This window comes from Wolbachia endosymbiont (group A) of Bombylius major (genome assembly GCF_947251895.1).
GTDB classification, from domain to species: Bacteria; Pseudomonadota; Alphaproteobacteria; order Rickettsiales; family Anaplasmataceae; genus Wolbachia; species Wolbachia pipientis.
Genome location: NZ_OX366395.1, coordinates 1,407,582 through 1,422,701, shown reverse-complemented (window position 1 = coordinate 1,422,701; position 15,120 = coordinate 1,407,582). Strand labels below are relative to the sequence as shown.

18 protein-coding genes are annotated in these 15,120 nt (G+C 36.7%); all 18 read right to left on the bottom strand.

Features of this window, described 5'->3' with window-relative positions; all coding sequences use genetic code 11:
• Position 1: 1 nt before the first annotated feature.
• Positions 2 to 2,173 (bottom strand): phage tail tape measure protein, encoded by a 2,172-nt coding sequence (locus OPR49_RS06805; protein WP_264711401.1) that lies wholly within the window; start codon positions 2,171 to 2,173, stop codon positions 2 to 4.
• Between the two features lie 112 nt (positions 2,174 to 2,285).
• Entirely contained in the window at positions 2,286 to 2,537 is a 252-nt protein-coding gene (locus OPR49_RS06800; protein WP_015588509.1) for a phage tail assembly protein, read from the bottom strand.
• A gap of 16 nt (positions 2,538 to 2,553) precedes the next feature.
• Entirely contained in the window at positions 2,554 to 3,054 is a 501-nt protein-coding gene (locus OPR49_RS06795) for a phage major tail tube protein (protein ID WP_065094343.1), read from the bottom strand.
• Positions 3,055 to 3,068: 14 nt separating this feature from the next.
• Positions 3,069 to 4,226 (bottom strand): phage tail sheath subtilisin-like domain-containing protein, encoded by a 1,158-nt coding sequence (locus OPR49_RS06790; protein ID WP_264711403.1) that lies wholly within the window; start codon positions 4,224 to 4,226, stop codon positions 3,069 to 3,071.
• 15 nt (positions 4,227 to 4,241) lie between these two features.
• Positions 4,242 to 4,799, bottom strand: coding sequence for a hypothetical protein (locus OPR49_RS06785; protein ID WP_208571640.1), 558 nt, complete (start codon positions 4,797 to 4,799; stop codon positions 4,242 to 4,244).
• 6 nt (positions 4,800 to 4,805) lie between these two features.
• A complete protein-coding gene (locus tag OPR49_RS06780) occupies positions 4,806 to 6,281 on the bottom strand; it encodes a coiled-coil domain-containing protein (RefSeq protein ID WP_264688622.1) in 1,476 nt (491 codons plus the stop codon).
• Complete coding sequence (locus OPR49_RS06775; RefSeq protein ID WP_174517025.1) at positions 6,278 to 6,463, bottom strand: hypothetical protein; 186 nt, start codon at positions 6,461 to 6,463, stop codon at positions 6,278 to 6,280. The genes OPR49_RS06780 and OPR49_RS06775 overlap by 4 nt, the downstream gene beginning before the upstream one ends.
• A 7-nt stretch (positions 6,464 to 6,470) precedes the next feature.
• On the bottom strand, positions 6,471 to 7,667 hold the full coding sequence (locus tag OPR49_RS06770) for a hypothetical protein (protein ID WP_264336323.1): 1,197 nt from the start codon (positions 7,665 to 7,667) through the stop codon (positions 6,471 to 6,473).
• A gap of 20 nt (positions 7,668 to 7,687) precedes the next feature.
• Complete coding sequence (locus tag OPR49_RS06765) at positions 7,688 to 9,634, bottom strand: DUF4815 domain-containing protein (protein ID WP_264688624.1); 1,947 nt, start codon at positions 9,632 to 9,634, stop codon at positions 7,688 to 7,690.
• A gap of 6 nt (positions 9,635 to 9,640) precedes the next feature.
• Positions 9,641 to 10,327: a hypothetical protein gene (locus tag OPR49_RS06760; RefSeq protein WP_264378050.1), complete on the bottom strand. Its 687-nt coding sequence runs from the start codon at positions 10,325 to 10,327 to the stop codon at positions 9,641 to 9,643.
• Positions 10,328 to 10,347: 20 nt separating this feature from the next.
• On the bottom strand, positions 10,348 to 11,568 hold the full coding sequence (locus OPR49_RS06755; protein WP_264711404.1) for a phage tail protein: 1,221 nt from the start codon (positions 11,566 to 11,568) through the stop codon (positions 10,348 to 10,350).
• 3 nt (positions 11,569 to 11,571) lie between these two features.
• The gene (locus tag OPR49_RS06750) at positions 11,572 to 12,369 is read right to left on the bottom strand and encodes a baseplate assembly protein (RefSeq protein WP_012673241.1); all 798 of its coding nucleotides are present in this window, start codon (positions 12,367 to 12,369) and stop codon (positions 11,572 to 11,574) included.
• Positions 12,370 to 12,378: 9 nt separating this feature from the next.
• Positions 12,379 to 12,714: a GPW/gp25 family protein gene (locus OPR49_RS06745; protein ID WP_191110937.1), complete on the bottom strand. Its 336-nt coding sequence runs from the start codon at positions 12,712 to 12,714 to the stop codon at positions 12,379 to 12,381.
• A gap of 5 nt (positions 12,715 to 12,719) precedes the next feature.
• A complete protein-coding gene (locus tag OPR49_RS07515) occupies positions 12,720 to 13,172 on the bottom strand; it encodes a PAAR domain-containing protein (protein ID WP_318010167.1) in 453 nt (150 codons plus the stop codon).
• Between the two features lie 39 nt (positions 13,173 to 13,211).
• Positions 13,212 to 13,781 (bottom strand): phage baseplate assembly protein V, encoded by a 570-nt coding sequence (locus OPR49_RS06735; protein ID WP_205517798.1) that lies wholly within the window; start codon positions 13,779 to 13,781, stop codon positions 13,212 to 13,214.
• Complete coding sequence (locus OPR49_RS06730) at positions 13,771 to 14,298, bottom strand: hypothetical protein (protein ID WP_224721422.1); 528 nt, start codon at positions 14,296 to 14,298, stop codon at positions 13,771 to 13,773. The genes OPR49_RS06735 and OPR49_RS06730 overlap by 11 nt, the downstream gene beginning before the upstream one ends.
• A complete protein-coding gene (locus OPR49_RS06725) occupies positions 14,279 to 14,767 on the bottom strand; it encodes a phage tail protein (RefSeq protein WP_164224822.1) in 489 nt (162 codons plus the stop codon). The genes OPR49_RS06730 and OPR49_RS06725 overlap by 20 nt, the downstream gene beginning before the upstream one ends.
• Positions 14,760 to 15,080, bottom strand: a complete 321-nt coding sequence (locus tag OPR49_RS06720) for a head-tail joining protein (RefSeq protein ID WP_174516711.1) — start codon at positions 15,078 to 15,080, stop codon at positions 14,760 to 14,762. The genes OPR49_RS06725 and OPR49_RS06720 overlap by 8 nt, the downstream gene beginning before the upstream one ends.
• Positions 15,081 to 15,120: the final 40 nt, after the last annotated feature.

The window sequence follows — 15,120 nt, the reverse complement described above, 5'->3', positions numbered from 1 at the left end:
TTTAATTTATATCATAAAGTGCGCCACTAAATTGCTCTCTAATTCGCTCCATTACTTCATCAGCAATACTACGTACGTCTTGTCCAGAGCTTGGGTGAATATTAACATTAAAGTGATTATTGTGTGTTTTATTCTCTATAGTCTTATTGTGCGCTGCAATTGGGTGCTTAAGGGCGTCGCTTATAGTATTACTTACAGATCTAACTTCTAGTTTAGCCTCATTTTTTTTGCTCCATAGATTATTGATTGTTTTAAAAGGCTGAGTAATATTATTCCAAAACTTTCCTACCCAATCAGAAAAAGATTTCCATACAATTTTTACCGATTCCCAGATAGTAACAAAAAAGTTCTTTACCACTTGCCATTTGGTAATTATCAAAGTTGCAGCAACAGCAAGACCACCAATAATCAGCCCCATAGGGTTGCTCATTACGGCAATTGTCAATGCTTTAAATCCAGCAATTATTGCTGGAAAAACTGCAGAAAGACCTATTTTTACCAAAGTAACAACAGATCCAAACATTTTCCAAGTAGATAAAAGAGCAAATAAGGAACCTTTTACAAAAGTCCAAGCATATCCAAGAGATATGGCTGCTATTTTAATACTAATCAATGTTGCAATCGTACTTATGATCACTGTAGTCAGTACTGGATATTCCTTGGCACAAAGTGCTACTTGTGTAGTTGCTGACCTCAGAAGATTAACAGTAAAATTTAAAGGTGGTAATAGTACAGAACCAAGATTCATTCCTACTTCTGCTATTGAGTTTTTAAGTAACTGAAGGTTGTTTGCTGTAGTATTTGCTCTATTTTCAAACTCCCTTTGCATTGAGCCCTTATATTCCCCGTTTATTAATCGTAAAGATTTTTTGTATTCATCAAGACTACCAATAAGTAGTGCTATATCATCTTGATATTCAAGGCCAAAGAGATCAAAGAGAACGCTAGAACGTTCTTGCTTATCTAGTTTTGCAATTGTTTCTAAAAACTTAACTAATGTGCCTTGTGCATTCTTGCCAATTGCTTTCTCAAATTCCTTAGCATTTATTTTTAGCTGCTGAAAAGCTTTTTGAAAGTTTCCACCCTGTTTACTTGCTGTTTGCAGCTTGCTAAGCATTGCATTGATTGCCGTACCTGCTTTTTCAGGAGTTTTGCCAAGACTAATGAAGCTACTTGCCAGAGCTCCTGCTTCCGCTACAGTTAAGCCAAATTGCCTTGCCGTACCACCAATTCTGTTTAGTGCAGGAACAATGTCCTTAGCTTTTGCGGCAGTGTTATCAGAGATATGATTTATCGCATCACCAACGCTTTTCATTTCACCAATTTTAATTTGGTAAATATTAGAGAGCTTAGCAATAGCATCTCCTGCCTCTTCTGCTGACATATCAAATGCAGTTGCCATCTTGGCCACAGTGTCTGTGAAAACCGTAAGATCCTTAGCTTCAATACCAAGCTGCCCACCACTTGCAGTAATTTGCGCAAGTTCTGCTGCAGATAGCGGAATTGTTCGTGACATTTCCTTTAATGTTTCCCCAAGCTTTGTTAAGCCATTTACATCTGTATCTTCAAACTTTACAACTTTCTTTACATCAGCCATGGCACTCTCAAAACTAATTGCAGCCTTAAGTGGTGCTGCAAGGGTGAGGCCAAGTGCCACAGCATCCATCATTTGAGCTTTGAAATTTGCTCTTTGTGCTAAAACTCCTTTACGTTTTTGCATTACGGAATTTAAAGCTGTATAGTTATTTTTAAGCTTTTCAATAGAAGAGCCAAGTTTAACTTGATCTCCAATAAGAGATTTTATATCTCTACCACTTTTACTGAACTCCGTGCGTAAATGGTGGAGAGCACTTCTTTTTTGTAAATAAGCTGTTTTAGCTTTCAGTGCTGCAGTTTTAGACCTTGTAAACTCGTTTTGCAGGCTCTTACTTGGTGCTCCTGTATTTTTTATCTGCTGAGCAAGAGATTTTGTTTTTATTTCTAGTTCATTCCAAGAACGCCTAGCAAGCAGAGCATCGTGGCTTAATTGTTTAAACTTGAATACTGATTTACTTGATGATTCAAGTTGTTTTATCGTACTACCAATACGAGAAAGTTGCTTCGTGCTACCTGCTATCGTACTATTAAAACTGCTTTGCAGTGTTGCTCCAATTACTATAGAAATTGCCTTCATTTGTATAATTTTCCGCTACTTTCAAACCAAGTAATAAATTCTTCAATATCCATATCAAGCCACTGATTGATTCCACCACCAACCATTGAGCTAAGTGATAATATGCTCAACCTCAATTCTTCTGCTGAGACAAAAAACCTTGTAACGTTTCTTGAATCTTATTGTAGTCTGCTAAATCAAATTCTTCTACTGCTTCTCTTGAAATACTTGCAAGATTTGCAATCAGTGCTACTTCTTTCTCTGCATCGCTATTACCCATACGTTCAACAGCTAAACGATCTCGAACTTTTGGACGGCGTAGAGTTAGCTCTGAAACTAAAATTCCATCGATTTTTATTGGTTCAGTTAATTTAATTTTTTGCATTGTTTTACCCTTTTAGTTAAATTCCTAAAGCTGTGCGCATAGAAGTCATTTGATCAACACCATCGATCTTGCGAATCATATTCTCAGCGTCAATTTCAATCAATTCTCTGCCATCAATGGTAAGCTTATAATAGTTGGCAGCAATTATACATTTTAGTGTTGCTTTTTCAGCAGCCTTCCAGTTACCAAAATCAAGTTCCTTAAAGAGCCCTCTTAAGTTAATTACTACTGATTCGGCATCACTACTTCCCTGCAAACCTCCTCTTAAAGTAAGAGAAACAGCATTATTGTTTATCAATCCGAAAAGTCTAAAGAGCTCAGAGTCATATTCAGAAAAAGTGAAATCTGCTTCAAGCTTTTCCATGCCCATATCAATATTTATTGGAATATCCATACCACCAGCTCTGTATTCTTCTGTTTTTATGGTAAGTTTTGGCAAGGTTACTTCATCTATTTTTCCTGCATAGCCACGACCATCAACAAATACGTTAAAATTCTTTAGGATCTTTGGTAACATCTCTCTTTCTCCTTTTACAATATTGCGCCACTCACAAGGTGTGACCTGAAAGTAATCTGTTCAGCTGGATATGGTGGCGTGAACTCAAAATCAAAAGACACTTTTCCGCTTGCAATATTTGTTGGTGTATTGAGCTCTGGAGTTGCATAACATTTTCCGCTAATAATCGCCCCTTGCGCTTTTAAATTTGCAAGATAAGAATTTACCCCCTCAATCACATCATCTATATAAGTTTTGGTAATATTGCGATCAACTGCCCATAAATGAGCTCGAAGTAGACTATCGTTGATTAAATCTGCAGTCCTTCTCACTGACAAAAAAGCCCATTTTGAGTCATTTGAACATGTTCTATTTCCCCAAAGCCTATAGCCATTTTGATGAATTATCGTTGTTACTTCATTTTCATTCAAGTGGTTTGCTCTACAATTTATATTACCGAGCGTAAAATCAATAGGCCTGCTTGTTCCAACAATACCATTTATCTCTTTATTTGAAGGTGAGTGCCATAAGCCTTGCTCGCTATCTATCTTAGCTATTAAACCAGCTACAAATGAACTTGGAGGGAGAATTTCTTCTTTTCCTTCAATAAAAACCTTAACCCACGGATCAACAACATAAACTCTTGAGCTGCCTACACTTTTTCTCCATTTTATCGCTTCTTCATCATTGGTATTTGGTCCATCTGCTACTATTATTGCTCTTAGCTTTTCTGCTATAGGAATTAAAGCGCTAACCACTGGATTTCCAGCATCTCCAGATAATTGATGAGTAAACTGAGGTGCAATTAGTATTCTTGGCGCAACATGAACTATGCTTTCACTGCTTAAGAACGCTTGAATTCCCTGATATTCTCCAGTTTCTTCGTTAACTCCACCAATGACATTGCTGAGCGTCTCTTCTACTTTCTCCTCAACTCGAATAACTACTACTGTTGCACCAATTTGGGAAAAAATTGCATTAATAGCTGAAGGCAAAGTCCCAGATTGACCAAGTTTTGCTGCTTCTTTTAAGCTTCCTGCTATTAATATTGGTTTATTTAGTGGAAACTTTTGCCCGTCAGCATCAGGTGCAGTACCAATTACTCCAATTACCGATGATTTAGCTGTTCGTACTGTCCTCGCTCCTGAGGTAACCTCGATAACATTTACTCCATGTAGAAACTGTTCTGTCATTTCTTTTTCCCCTTTTCAACTTTCTTGCATTTTTTGTTTACAATTATCTAGCAAAGTTTGCAGCTCTTCCTTACTTTTAGCTTCACCGATTTCCCTTTCAGCTATATCCACCAATTCTTCGCACTTGATTATTGCTTTTTTCGCTCTTTTTGCTTTTTCCTGAATTATTCTTGCCATTTCTACTACTGAAATTCCTCGGACTTTTGCTAATGGCTCTATAATTTCTGCATCTTTTTTGTCTATAGATTCTGGTGCTGCTAAAATGTTCTCTGCGGCTTTTGCTTGTATTTCGTACGACTTAGACTTCTGATGAGAATATCCTGCGTATTGGTGAGTATAGTTATCATAATAAGCATGAAGATTAGAAAGTGCAGAAAACTTCGCATTTTGTAGTAACTCCAATTCAATATCTTCTTGATTCCGCTGAGCAATTTTGCCTCCTTCTGTTAAACAATAGCTTTTTTGCCAATCAAAATCTTCTGGTGCTTCATACCAATCATTTTCAGTTGGCTTGCTTTCAAGTGTTGTTGTTTCTACTTGTTTATCATTTTCAAATCTAATGTAGATAGACATTGTTTGTTACCTCCAAATCTCATACGTGTTAGATAATCCTGGACATTGCCAAGCTTTTAGCGTTCTCTCCACATCTACTTCAAGTCCTGTAGTTAGAACATTGCTACGTATGTTATAAATCCCCCACTGAATAAATTGACCATAGTTGTGTACATAATTTGATGCAAGCATACCTTGACTAACTTGTGTTCTGGAATACAGGTAAGATGATGTGTAAAGTAATATTGCAACTGTTTTTCCTGCTGGAATCTCCACATTACCAGATCCAGCTAATTTGCTATCAGAACTCGTGTATTGGTAAACATTTTTCCATATTATTCTTGAAATTCTTGATTTATTAGAATTGGTATTATCTGGTGTTCCCACAAATAATCCTGCTCCCCCATACTCCGTACTCGAATACGATGATCCAACAAATTCCATTGTCTTATTTATGTTCACATTGGTTGTATTTTTTACAAATACTACTCCAAGTGCAGCATACGGGTAATAGTATATCTCATCATAACTACCCGAAAAACTTTTTGTGCATAACTCTCCGTAAATAAATGTTCCTTTACTTCCCTCTATAAAACTGAGTTGTCTTGGCCGATAAAAACTAACGTAATCTGTATTGTACGTATGGCTACCTGCTAGTAGTTGTAACATATAGTCAGTTTTTGTTATATCACTACTCCACTTTCCAAGCTCTGTCGTAAAAGTTCCGTGGCCAAAATAATTATTTTTTCTGCCAAGTACACCAAATAAGAAAGGTAATGACCCTGGTTCAACCATGTTGCGCTTTCTTATTTCATTTATAAGAGACACTTTTAACTGTTCATCCCGAGTTTTTACCTCATTTATCAGGGATGTTTTTAATTGGTTATCACGAGTTTCTATTTCCCTAATAATTGATGAGCCAGATGGTACATTATTAACAGCACGAAAATCTTCTACTAAACCTTTAAGACCATCTTTATGACTGTTACTAATGCTATTTATTGCTGCAATATTGGCATTCTTTCTCGTATCAAGTAGCGATATATGCGAATCTGATGATGCTTTTAAAGTATTTAAGGAATTATCCCTAAGCTTGTTAATTTCATTGACAGAATCTGTTTTCGCTTCAGTTATTGCAGATATTGAATTTTCCTTATTGCTATTTATGTCACTTAAGTGCGTCCTTGCAGCGCTCAAGAGTTCTTTTAACTTACCATCTGTCATCTGTACAATTTCAGAAACCGCACTTTTGTCGATTATTGATTCCAGTGCTTTAGCAAGATATGCTAGTTGATCTGGTGTACTACTTCCTGCTAAATCTTTAAGCCTTCTCTGTAGTGCATCAATTATCTCTTTTACTTCAGTTATTTGTACAATGTCAGCAATAGCTTTTTTATCTGCTATCAATTCCAGCGATTTTGCAAGATATGCCAGTTGATCAGCCGTGCTATTTGCTGCTAAATCCTTTATCCTTTGCTGTAATGCTTCTATTGCTTCTTTCATTCCCAAAAATTCAAAAAAGTTTCAAATCTAAATCGTTCAAAATTATTTTTAAGTTCATCTTCTCTTTCACTCATATCTTCATCTATCTTTTCTATGGCTCTGCGAATACGTACTACATCTTCTACAGCTATGTTCTCTGGATGCGGCAAAGGATATCCTCGTTTGGTTTGATCAAAAGTCATTTAAATTTTATGTTACTATTACTCTGAGATTTTTGACTTTAGGACGATAAATAACCGTTCCACTTAAAACTAATTTTATCCTTGTCTCATTAGCATTAAAATTTGTCAGCACATGAGTTCTCTCTACCCAATTTTCTCCAATTGGTTTTCCTGATGTTAAATTTACTAATTGCCAATCACTGTTGCTTTTTTGTACATAAGCTTTAACATCTGCAGTGCCAGGTATCAGCGCATCGTACGTTATGGTGATTTTAGTATTAGCTCCTGCTGTAATACTTCTTGTAACATAATCTCCTTTTTCCCCTATATTACCCATAACTAGCTGTAACCCAGGATATAGCACTGGACTTTTTTCTCGCCCTCCTTTTAGGCTTGCCTTTACTGTTAGCTCTCCAGATAGTCTTTCACGCAGTGCAAGTGGCAAATTATCAGACAAAAAGTTCTCTTTTCCCTCTTCATCTGTTAAGATAAATTCCACATTGGTATCAAATGCTACTTTTTCGACGTTCGTCAAAACAATTAAATCTGAAGTATTGGTTGCTGTAACTTTTCCCAGATCAATAACGTGAGAATTTTCGCTAAATTTTGCAGCCAAAAGCCGAAACGTTAAATCTAAATTTTGATGTGGAGTCCAGGTGCTTGCATTGCTTGATGAAAGTAATACTCCTACTTGATATGGCTGGCTTGTTACCCAACGGCTATTTACTGCATCATATTTGCCAAGTTCTGCTATTTTTACTGCAGTATCTGCATCATCAGTAAGTAGTACTATTGCATACTCCTCTCCTGCATGGCAAAACACTGGTGACCACTCTATACGTGTTGCTGTGCCATCTATCTTTATATCTTTTGGCTCAATATAGCTTTCAGCAATGACAGTTTGCGAGGGCACTCCCACTGCTGTTTCTCTAATCTGCACAACAACACGTTTTTTGCCTTTATTTACAAACCATAGTTCCACGCCTCCTATGTGCCTACTTTCATTTAGAGTAAATGTTTGCGCTAAAGGATCAACTCTTCTTGCTGCGATAACTCTTCTTCTTTCCTCTATGGTAATTGTTTTTTTACCAGTATAAGTTGCTTCTCCATAACTGCCTTTATCACCGAAGAACTGCACTAACTTAGTCCCAGCAGGAATGTTTCTTGGTACAGTAAATCTTCCTTTTATTTTTCCTCTGTTATCAGCAATAAATGTTGCGATCATGTTTTTCTTTCAAATATTTTCTATGCTTTAGGTTGAATAAAAATTCCATCAAACTTTAATTCCTTAAGCTTTTCACCAGTTGCAAAACCTTCAATCTCAAAATTTTGAGTTGCTTCTCGCATAAATTCAGTTTCGTATGAGGTGCTTGACAGCAGCTCTGTTGTTTCTTTAACATTAAATACTCTAGTTACTGGACTTTTCCAATTCGTGGTAACCTCCGTCCAGTGGTCAATGTTTTTATTTAGAGTAATTTGTGCCGGGACTGGATCAAAAGCTTGATATGGATTAATCTTTTCTCCTTTAGTCTGTAAAAGCTGCTCCAGTACCGGTTCAAGTTCATACGGCAACAAATAAGTTTTTTCTTCCCCATCAATATCAGCAATAGTTACATCTATTGGTAAAATTAGTTCCTTATTTACTATTGCTGCAGACTGTGAAACTCCTTGATCACGCATATCATCGTCAAAAAACGAATCAACAAATACTCCTTTTTTCGTGGTTGGCTCTCTTGAATTTGCATCACTACGTAGACGTTCCTGTGCAACAAGAGCATAAAGATCATTTATTCCTTTTTTCATTGCTTCAAGCTCATTCATCGGTACAGCATGAATAGCATTATTCACTATTTTTACCCCTTCGCCTTTTTTCCACGTCTGATGAATGTAGCAGAGCAAAAGTTGTCCAGAGGGAGCTTTAGGCATCGATGGTCGCCAAGAGTGGGAAATTCCTTTTATTCTTCTTACCACTCCTTTGCTATCGATAGTAATTAAATCATAGCGTGGCATTTTCCAGGTGTAATCAATCAGAACCAAGCTGTTATCAACTGCTCCTTTTACTTTGCATCCCTGTTCACTTATATCTTCAGGGCTTACATGAGTACGACAGCGGTAAGTTATTTGATAACTACTTCCAGGAGCTGGTTCTTTACCTGGTAATGACCAATCAACGTTTCCTGCGTTTAATTTGTAATCTATACTATTTTCATAAATAACATTGCCTTGTTTAACTTGAATAATCTCAAGTACTGCAGAGTCAGGTATCGGATCAATAGCTCCAGAATATGAACCGTGAGTAACAGTAATAGTTTTCTGAACAGTTATATCTACTTTTTTAATTTCACTTATTGGAAAATCATTAACCTTCAGTTCCATTACTCTTTGGCTATTTGGCTGAAAAGTATGTGGCTCTGATTCAACTGATTTTATATCTGGATCTTCATCAAAAGAAATGCGAATACTGTGAGGTAACTCAATCTCATAGCCATCAACATGAGCTTTGCCCTCATTAATCACAAATATTTCTTTTTTACCTTTTTTTACCCCTTCTTCTCCCTTTTCTTCTTTGTGGAGGAACATCACTTCAAGGCCATTTACAACGTAGGAACCATTTGCCTCTTTGTCATAACGAGCAAGAGCTGTAGTTACTATATTTGCTTGTGGTGGCGGTGAGTGTTCTATTAATACTCCATTTTCAATGTTGTAAATTGGGTAAAATTCGCCATTTGTAGAGTTAACAGTAACACTTTCTACTTGGTATCCCCAAATGATGGAAACTTTAAGCCTTGCAGCTCCTACTTCCTGATAGTTTCTTGTACCAACTGCAGGATCACGAAGATTTTCGTCCTCAAGTTCTGTAATCGTAGATTCTAGATAATAAACACCTATACGCACTGTGGTACTCAGTGGAATAACAAACTCTTTTGCTTCTACTTTTCTAACTGCTCCACGAAGATAGATTTTTCCTCCTTCAAGTGTAACTTTACCAGTTTCTCTATCTATAATACAATTGCTTCCTGTTATAACATCACCATCACGAAATATTGCATCGCCTATACCTTTAAGCTTAGAGAGAGCATACTCCTGAGTCTCGTTTAATTCTGCTGACTGTAGACCTCTTCCAGCAAGAAACAAACTTTTTTCGTATTCTTTGTCAGGATTAAAGCGGTTATAATAACTATTTAAGGTCATTTTATTTCAAAAAGTTACAACAAATGAAAAAGTTTCCCGAGTTGCAGATGTTCTGATAAGTGGCACGGTGTGTTCTAAAACTAACAAAATTCCAGGATTTTCCACGTCTTTTGGCTCAAAATATCTCTGCCCAGATGACACTTTTTCCTTTACCTTTGTACCAACCATAACCCCGAGCTCCCTTATTACTTGATTTGCTGCGTCCGTGAAATCGAAAGTAAATTTAAGATAGAGATTATTAGTTGGTACATTAGAGGGTTTAAACCTACCTGTGGGAGTTAGAAGCTCTCCATCATCATCACCAGTACAAAAGAGTATCTCATCAACAACACGACGTCCAACTTCCTTAATTAATGTTGCAGAAGTAATTAGTTCCGGTGGTGTGTCTTGAGTGTACTCTATAGTGATTACGCTATCTGCTATAATTGCACCATTTTCTACACGCTCAATAGTGCCTGAGCTACTATCAACTATATAATCTATGCTTGACTGATAAATTGTTTGCCCTGTATAAACTTTTACATCTTTAATAGTGTGGTGATCTAAACTTATCTTGCCGCCTGCTGCAAAAGTTTTTTCAACTTTGTAGCTGCTTTCCCAGGTAGAATCTCCAGATCCCCAAGCAAGATGTATCGGTTGCTCTTTTATGCTCGCAGCAATAGCTGCTCTGCCTGATTGTGTGAGTACTGACATAGTTGATTGTGCAGTTGATATTATGTATATACAAGATCCGTAGAAAAAACGTCCAATTTTTTTGCAATAATAGGATCAAAATCTTTCCAAGGGCGATTTAAGTGGCGATGTTCATGCCAAGTAACCATACCTGGATAGAATGCTGCTACGTAATTTTCTAGCTCATGAATGGGATCTTTCTGTTTTGAATCTGAATCATTTTTACAATCAACGTGATATTCCACTAAATTAGACTCTATTATTTTTTGATCAGTAAAATTCTTCGCTTCATAGTAATAAGTTATACTAAATCGCTCTAAAATTGGTGTACGTTGAAAATTCCAAATCTGCTCAGAAAGTTTATCTTCACTTAAGTGAAATGTATGCTCTATTTCTTCATAAGTAGTTGATGCAAAACAAGCATTGATATCCCCTAAATTCCAACTATCTGACAATACTATCAATGCTTTAGCAAACTTAATTTCTGGCAATAAACTCTGTGGTAGAGGATATAGTGCTTCTAAGTTGTACCACTCATGATTTCTTTCATATGTACCGTTGTAATTCTTCGTGTGAGGCTCTGTCTCTCCTAATGTTGCAACATCTAACCTATATAAATCATTACTGTAACTTCTATCATAATGTGATCTAAAAGTGCCAAATTTAAATCTTGGATTTCCTATTTTCAGCTCAAATGAGTTTTTTCTTCCAAACGATAATACTGGTCCTTCTTTTGCTATTTTTACACCTGAGTAGTCTGAAAGAAGATCTCCAAAAATACTTTCATCTAACATAAACCGCTGAGCATTGTAATAGTCATTGAATATTCGCATTAATCGAGATCTTGCCGGTGCAGAAAGTTTTGCCAGAGCAATTACACTATCGACAAAAAAGTCATTAGGAACATCAGAGATGCCAATTTGAAATTCAGCAAAATGCTCTCCTGGTGGTTCTTCTTGAATGGTAATATTATCAATGTTTGCCCATTTCAGCGCCATCTTCAGTGACTGTGGTGTACCGCGCAAACGTTGAAATCTTATTCCGTTTTGTTTAGCTAAGACCCATTCTTTTAATGCACTCTTAGTAGCTTTCTTACCCCAGGATAAAATTTCTCCCAAGCCGTATTCCGCTACTAGCCACGGCAACATTTCAGTCTGTGGGTTAAATTTAAATCCCCGTAGAGAATTTGCATCAAGAGAATAATTAATTATGTCTGTAAGTATTTGCTCTTGCTTTGAAGCATTTGGAGGAAGTATAACCAATTTTTACCTAACACTTAAATTATTTAAAGTAACGCATTCATTATCTTGCACGACGATGTCTTCTATCGGCTCTGTAAGCTCTATATTCTGCATACCTTCTATAAAGAGGTGGGCAATAATCCATGATCTGGTAACATTCCACCCTAAACCTTTAGCAGATTCAAGATCTTTGATAAATTGTTCCTTTACAGCTTCGATAACATCTTTTGATGCAGTAGGGTAAATATGCACTTTAGCATGAATAGTAATGGGAATAATACCACAGCCAATAACTGTAAGCGTATCTGTTAATACACGAATATCATCACGAATAACGTGATTTCTGACGATCTCTAGCAATTCTTCTGAAGGTACTCCATCATTTTCTGTGGAAAGTATTGAAATCTGTACACTTCCTGGTATAGGTGATACCACTTGCGCATCTTTTACTCTCGTGTCAGCAGATAATGCATGATAGCGATAATGCTCTTTACTCCCTGCTGTTGACCAACCAACAATTTTGGCTTTTACCCGCTTCCTTAAGGATTCATCATTCTCTGACTCCTTTCTCAGCACACCATAAAATTCAGCCAAGTGATCAAGGTCATTACCTCTTGCAAAAGCAAGTAAATTTGCCTGTGCTGCATCATTAATCCTTTGCCTAAGCAAAAGTTCACGCCAGGCTGCTACTTCCAGTATCTTTATTGCTGGATCACTCTCAGTTAGTGCAGAAAAACTTGCATTCCGACGCACTAACTCTTCTTTCATTCGCGAAAAGATTTCCTCAAATTTTAATGTTTCGACAATATTTGGTGTTTTCATCCTACTACCTTATACTATAATACCATCAAGGCGGATCAGCTTTCCATTTGGCAGATAGATTCCCTCTAAAATGAGAGTTACTTTACCTTCTTTTATTTCTGTTATTTGTACACGTTTAAGCTTAAATCGACGCTCCCACTTTTCTAATGCTTCTGCAACTGCTGCATAAAGTTCTTGTGCAAAACCAGGTACAATTGGATGATCTATCAGCTCAAATAACCTTGATCCGTAATCTCGGCGCATAACACGAGTGCCAATTGGCGTAGTTAAAATATCAACTATTGATTGTTTTAAATGCTCTATACCACTTATTGTTTTACCAGTTTCAGAATTCATACCACGCATATCACTTACCCTGCAAAGACATCATTGCTTCCTTGTTCTGCCACTGCTCCACAGGAAATTAGGTCACCAGTACGAGCAATGGCTTTGCCATTTACAAACACTGAATCTGACCCCTCAAGAAGGGATTGACTAGTATGTGGTGGTTTATAAGGGTCTGTTGATGCATGTTGTGACCATTCATCTCCTTGACGATGCACAGGCCTACCATTTACAAACACATTACTGCTTCCTCCTATGCCAGGGCTTTGTAAATAATCTCCATGTTGGTTACACATATCACCAAAACGAACAACTTTTCCCTGTTTTGCCAAACTTAAATCTTTGTCTGATTCTGAAAGTCGTTTTTGCCCTAACAATGAACCTCTTGTTTCCTCCTCTCTTCTTGACTCATCTTCACATCCTGATTCATATCCACTTAATTCTGATGTTTGAGAGGTATACTCAATATCACCAATCATAATACCCTTATCATTATTAGCTCTAACATTTTTCTCCGGCTAGTTTAAATCTATTTTTTTCGCATTTAACTTAATGCCACTCTCAGTAATCTCTAGACTTGAGTTCCCAACCTGTAAGACAATCTTTTCATCAGTTATATTTGAACTTGATTTTCCCGTTTTTAAAATAACTTCCTTACTAGTTACTTCCATTTGCGTTTCTTTCACTGCAAAAACAAGAGCTCCTTCTTCTTTGACAGAAATTGTAAACTTATGACCATTTCGGTCATAGTAAATAACTGTTCCATCTTTAAAAACAAAACCGCTTACTTCTTCCTTACTTCCTTCTGGAATAGGATATTTTTTATAATAAATTGCAGGTAAGACAATCCCTTTGGCAATTTCACCAGATGGCGAAAGTACTATCACCTGTTCTCCAATACTTGGTGCAGACCAACTTCTGTCTTCTCCAGCTCTTGCTGTTACCCATGGCAACCAGTCTGTTAATATATTACCTATCATTTTTACACGTACCTTAGCCGTTCCACAGCCTACTTCTTCGACTGTGCCAACTCTAATCAAGTTATTAAGTTTTATTAGTAAGTTCGCATCTTCAAAACTATTCATCATTTTTGCCAACCTTTACATATTTATGCTTATTAGCAACTCCAATATCAGGCGTAAACCCAATGTAAACAGTACTCGGCGGAATACTACTCTCTGCCCATACTGAATCACCAAGATGTACTTCATGCACCCACTCTACCATCCACACTAAATATGCATCGAGCTCTGGCCTAAAATCATCTCCTCCTCCTGAGATAAATTCTCCTGGTGAAATTTTCTCCACTTTCCAAGTGTTTTTATTTACCACTCTTGCTACTTCTGCCGCCAATGCTCTGACAATAATAGGTGCATTTTCTATTGTGCTATCAATCACAATTCGTGCTTCAAATTTTGCTCTCAGCGCTAATTCTTCTGTTCCTGGATCATGTCCTTTTTCAAAGCCACTAAGTTCTATAAATACTGCTGGTGCTATCAATTCTTTCCTGATTGCTGGATAAACCTCACAAGTTTGAATTGCTGGTATCTCTGCCTTTAGCGTATTACAAATTGCCTCATGTAAATTAGTCCAAAATGCCGTCATAAAATAACTCATGTGTAAAATATTTTTCAAATATCCTTTCAACTTCATAATTAACAAGATTTTCTATTATCCTTGAAGCCTCAGGTTCAAGTGGTAGTTTAACCTCCTGTATCGGTAGTGCTGTTCTTCCTACACGTTTAAAAATACCACGATAGCCTCTTGGCATTGTTGCCATAAATTCATCATTAAATGCTGTTCTTATTTTTGCTTGTTTTATATTTATATCATACAGATATGCTCTAATTAAAACTTTCAAAGTGCTTTTTCTTGACTTGATGATTCTTAGTCTTTTTCTAATTACTTTCAGCCTAATTTGCTTTTCTTCACTGATTTCTCGGACAGCCTGAGATTTTAACCATAGTGCCGTTTTGTTTAGCGCTCTTACCGCTGCCAACTCTACTTTAGCTTTGTTAGCATCAATGTCGTGAGTAATTCTCTCAATGTTTTCATTAACTTCAATTTTAAACATCTTTCTCTCCAAGTACTGTACAGTTTATATTCCAAACTATTCCTGAATTACCTCGCAGTGGCGGAGAATATACTTTATATTTACAACCATCAATAACAAAAATATCTCCCACCATTGGCCTGAGTACATCAAAAACGCTTACCTCAAGAAAAAGCATCTCTCCCACAAATTGTCCTTCACCAATCTCGTATAATTTATCTGGCTGTTGCTTTAGTACTTGTACCATATATGACTTATCCTTTGATTCATACAAAGCTACTTTTCCTAAATGAGCAAAACAATCTTTAAATAATCTCTTAATATTCTCTTGCACATTTCTCCGCTATATACTAACATTTATATGCTAAGAAGAG

Bases quoted from the DNA above. Each gene is read 5' to 3' on its own strand.
- OPR49_RS06805 (WP_264711401.1), bottom strand. From the start codon at position 2,173: ATGAAGGCAATTTCTATAGTAATTGGAGCAACACTGCAAAGCAGTTTT.
- OPR49_RS06800 (WP_015588509.1), bottom strand. From the start codon at position 2,537: ATGCAAAAAATTAAATTAACTGAACCAATAAAAATCGATGGAATTTTA.
- OPR49_RS06795 (WP_065094343.1), bottom strand. From the start codon at position 3,054: ATGTTACCAAAGATCCTAAAGAATTTTAACGTATTTGTTGATGGTCGT.
- OPR49_RS06790 (WP_264711403.1), bottom strand. From the start codon at position 4,226: ATGACAGAACAGTTTCTACATGGAGTAAATGTTATCGAGGTTACCTCA.
- OPR49_RS06785 (WP_208571640.1), bottom strand. From the start codon at position 4,799: ATGTCTATCTACATTAGATTTGAAAATGATAAACAAGTAGAAACAACA.
- OPR49_RS06780 (WP_264688622.1), bottom strand. From the start codon at position 6,281: ATGAAAGAAGCAATAGAAGCATTACAGCAAAGGATAAAGGATTTAGCA.
- OPR49_RS06775 (WP_174517025.1), bottom strand. From the start codon at position 6,463: ATGACTTTTGATCAAACCAAACGAGGATATCCTTTGCCGCATCCAGAG.
- OPR49_RS06770 (WP_264336323.1), bottom strand. From the start codon at position 7,667: ATGATCGCAACATTTATTGCTGATAACAGAGGAAAAATAAAAGGAAGA.
- OPR49_RS06765 (WP_264688624.1), bottom strand. From the start codon at position 9,634: ATGACCTTAAATAGTTATTATAACCGCTTTAATCCTGACAAAGAATAC.
- OPR49_RS06760 (WP_264378050.1), bottom strand. From the start codon at position 10,327: ATGTCAGTACTCACACAATCAGGCAGAGCAGCTATTGCTGCGAGCATA.
- OPR49_RS06750 (WP_012673241.1), bottom strand. From the start codon at position 12,369: ATGAAAACACCAAATATTGTCGAAACATTAAAATTTGAGGAAATCTTT.
- OPR49_RS06745 (WP_191110937.1), bottom strand. From the start codon at position 12,714: ATGCGTGGTATGAATTCTGAAACTGGTAAAACAATAAGTGGTATAGAG.
- OPR49_RS07515 (WP_318010167.1), bottom strand. From the start codon at position 13,172: ATGATTGGTGATATTGAGTATACCTCTCAAACATCAGAATTAAGTGGA.
- OPR49_RS06735 (WP_205517798.1), bottom strand. From the start codon at position 13,781: ATGATGAATAGTTTTGAAGATGCGAACTTACTAATAAAACTTAATAAC.
- OPR49_RS06730 (WP_224721422.1), bottom strand. From the start codon at position 14,298: ATGACGGCATTTTGGACTAATTTACATGAGGCAATTTGTAATACGCTA.
- OPR49_RS06725 (WP_164224822.1), bottom strand. From the start codon at position 14,767: ATGTTTAAAATTGAAGTTAATGAAAACATTGAGAGAATTACTCACGAC.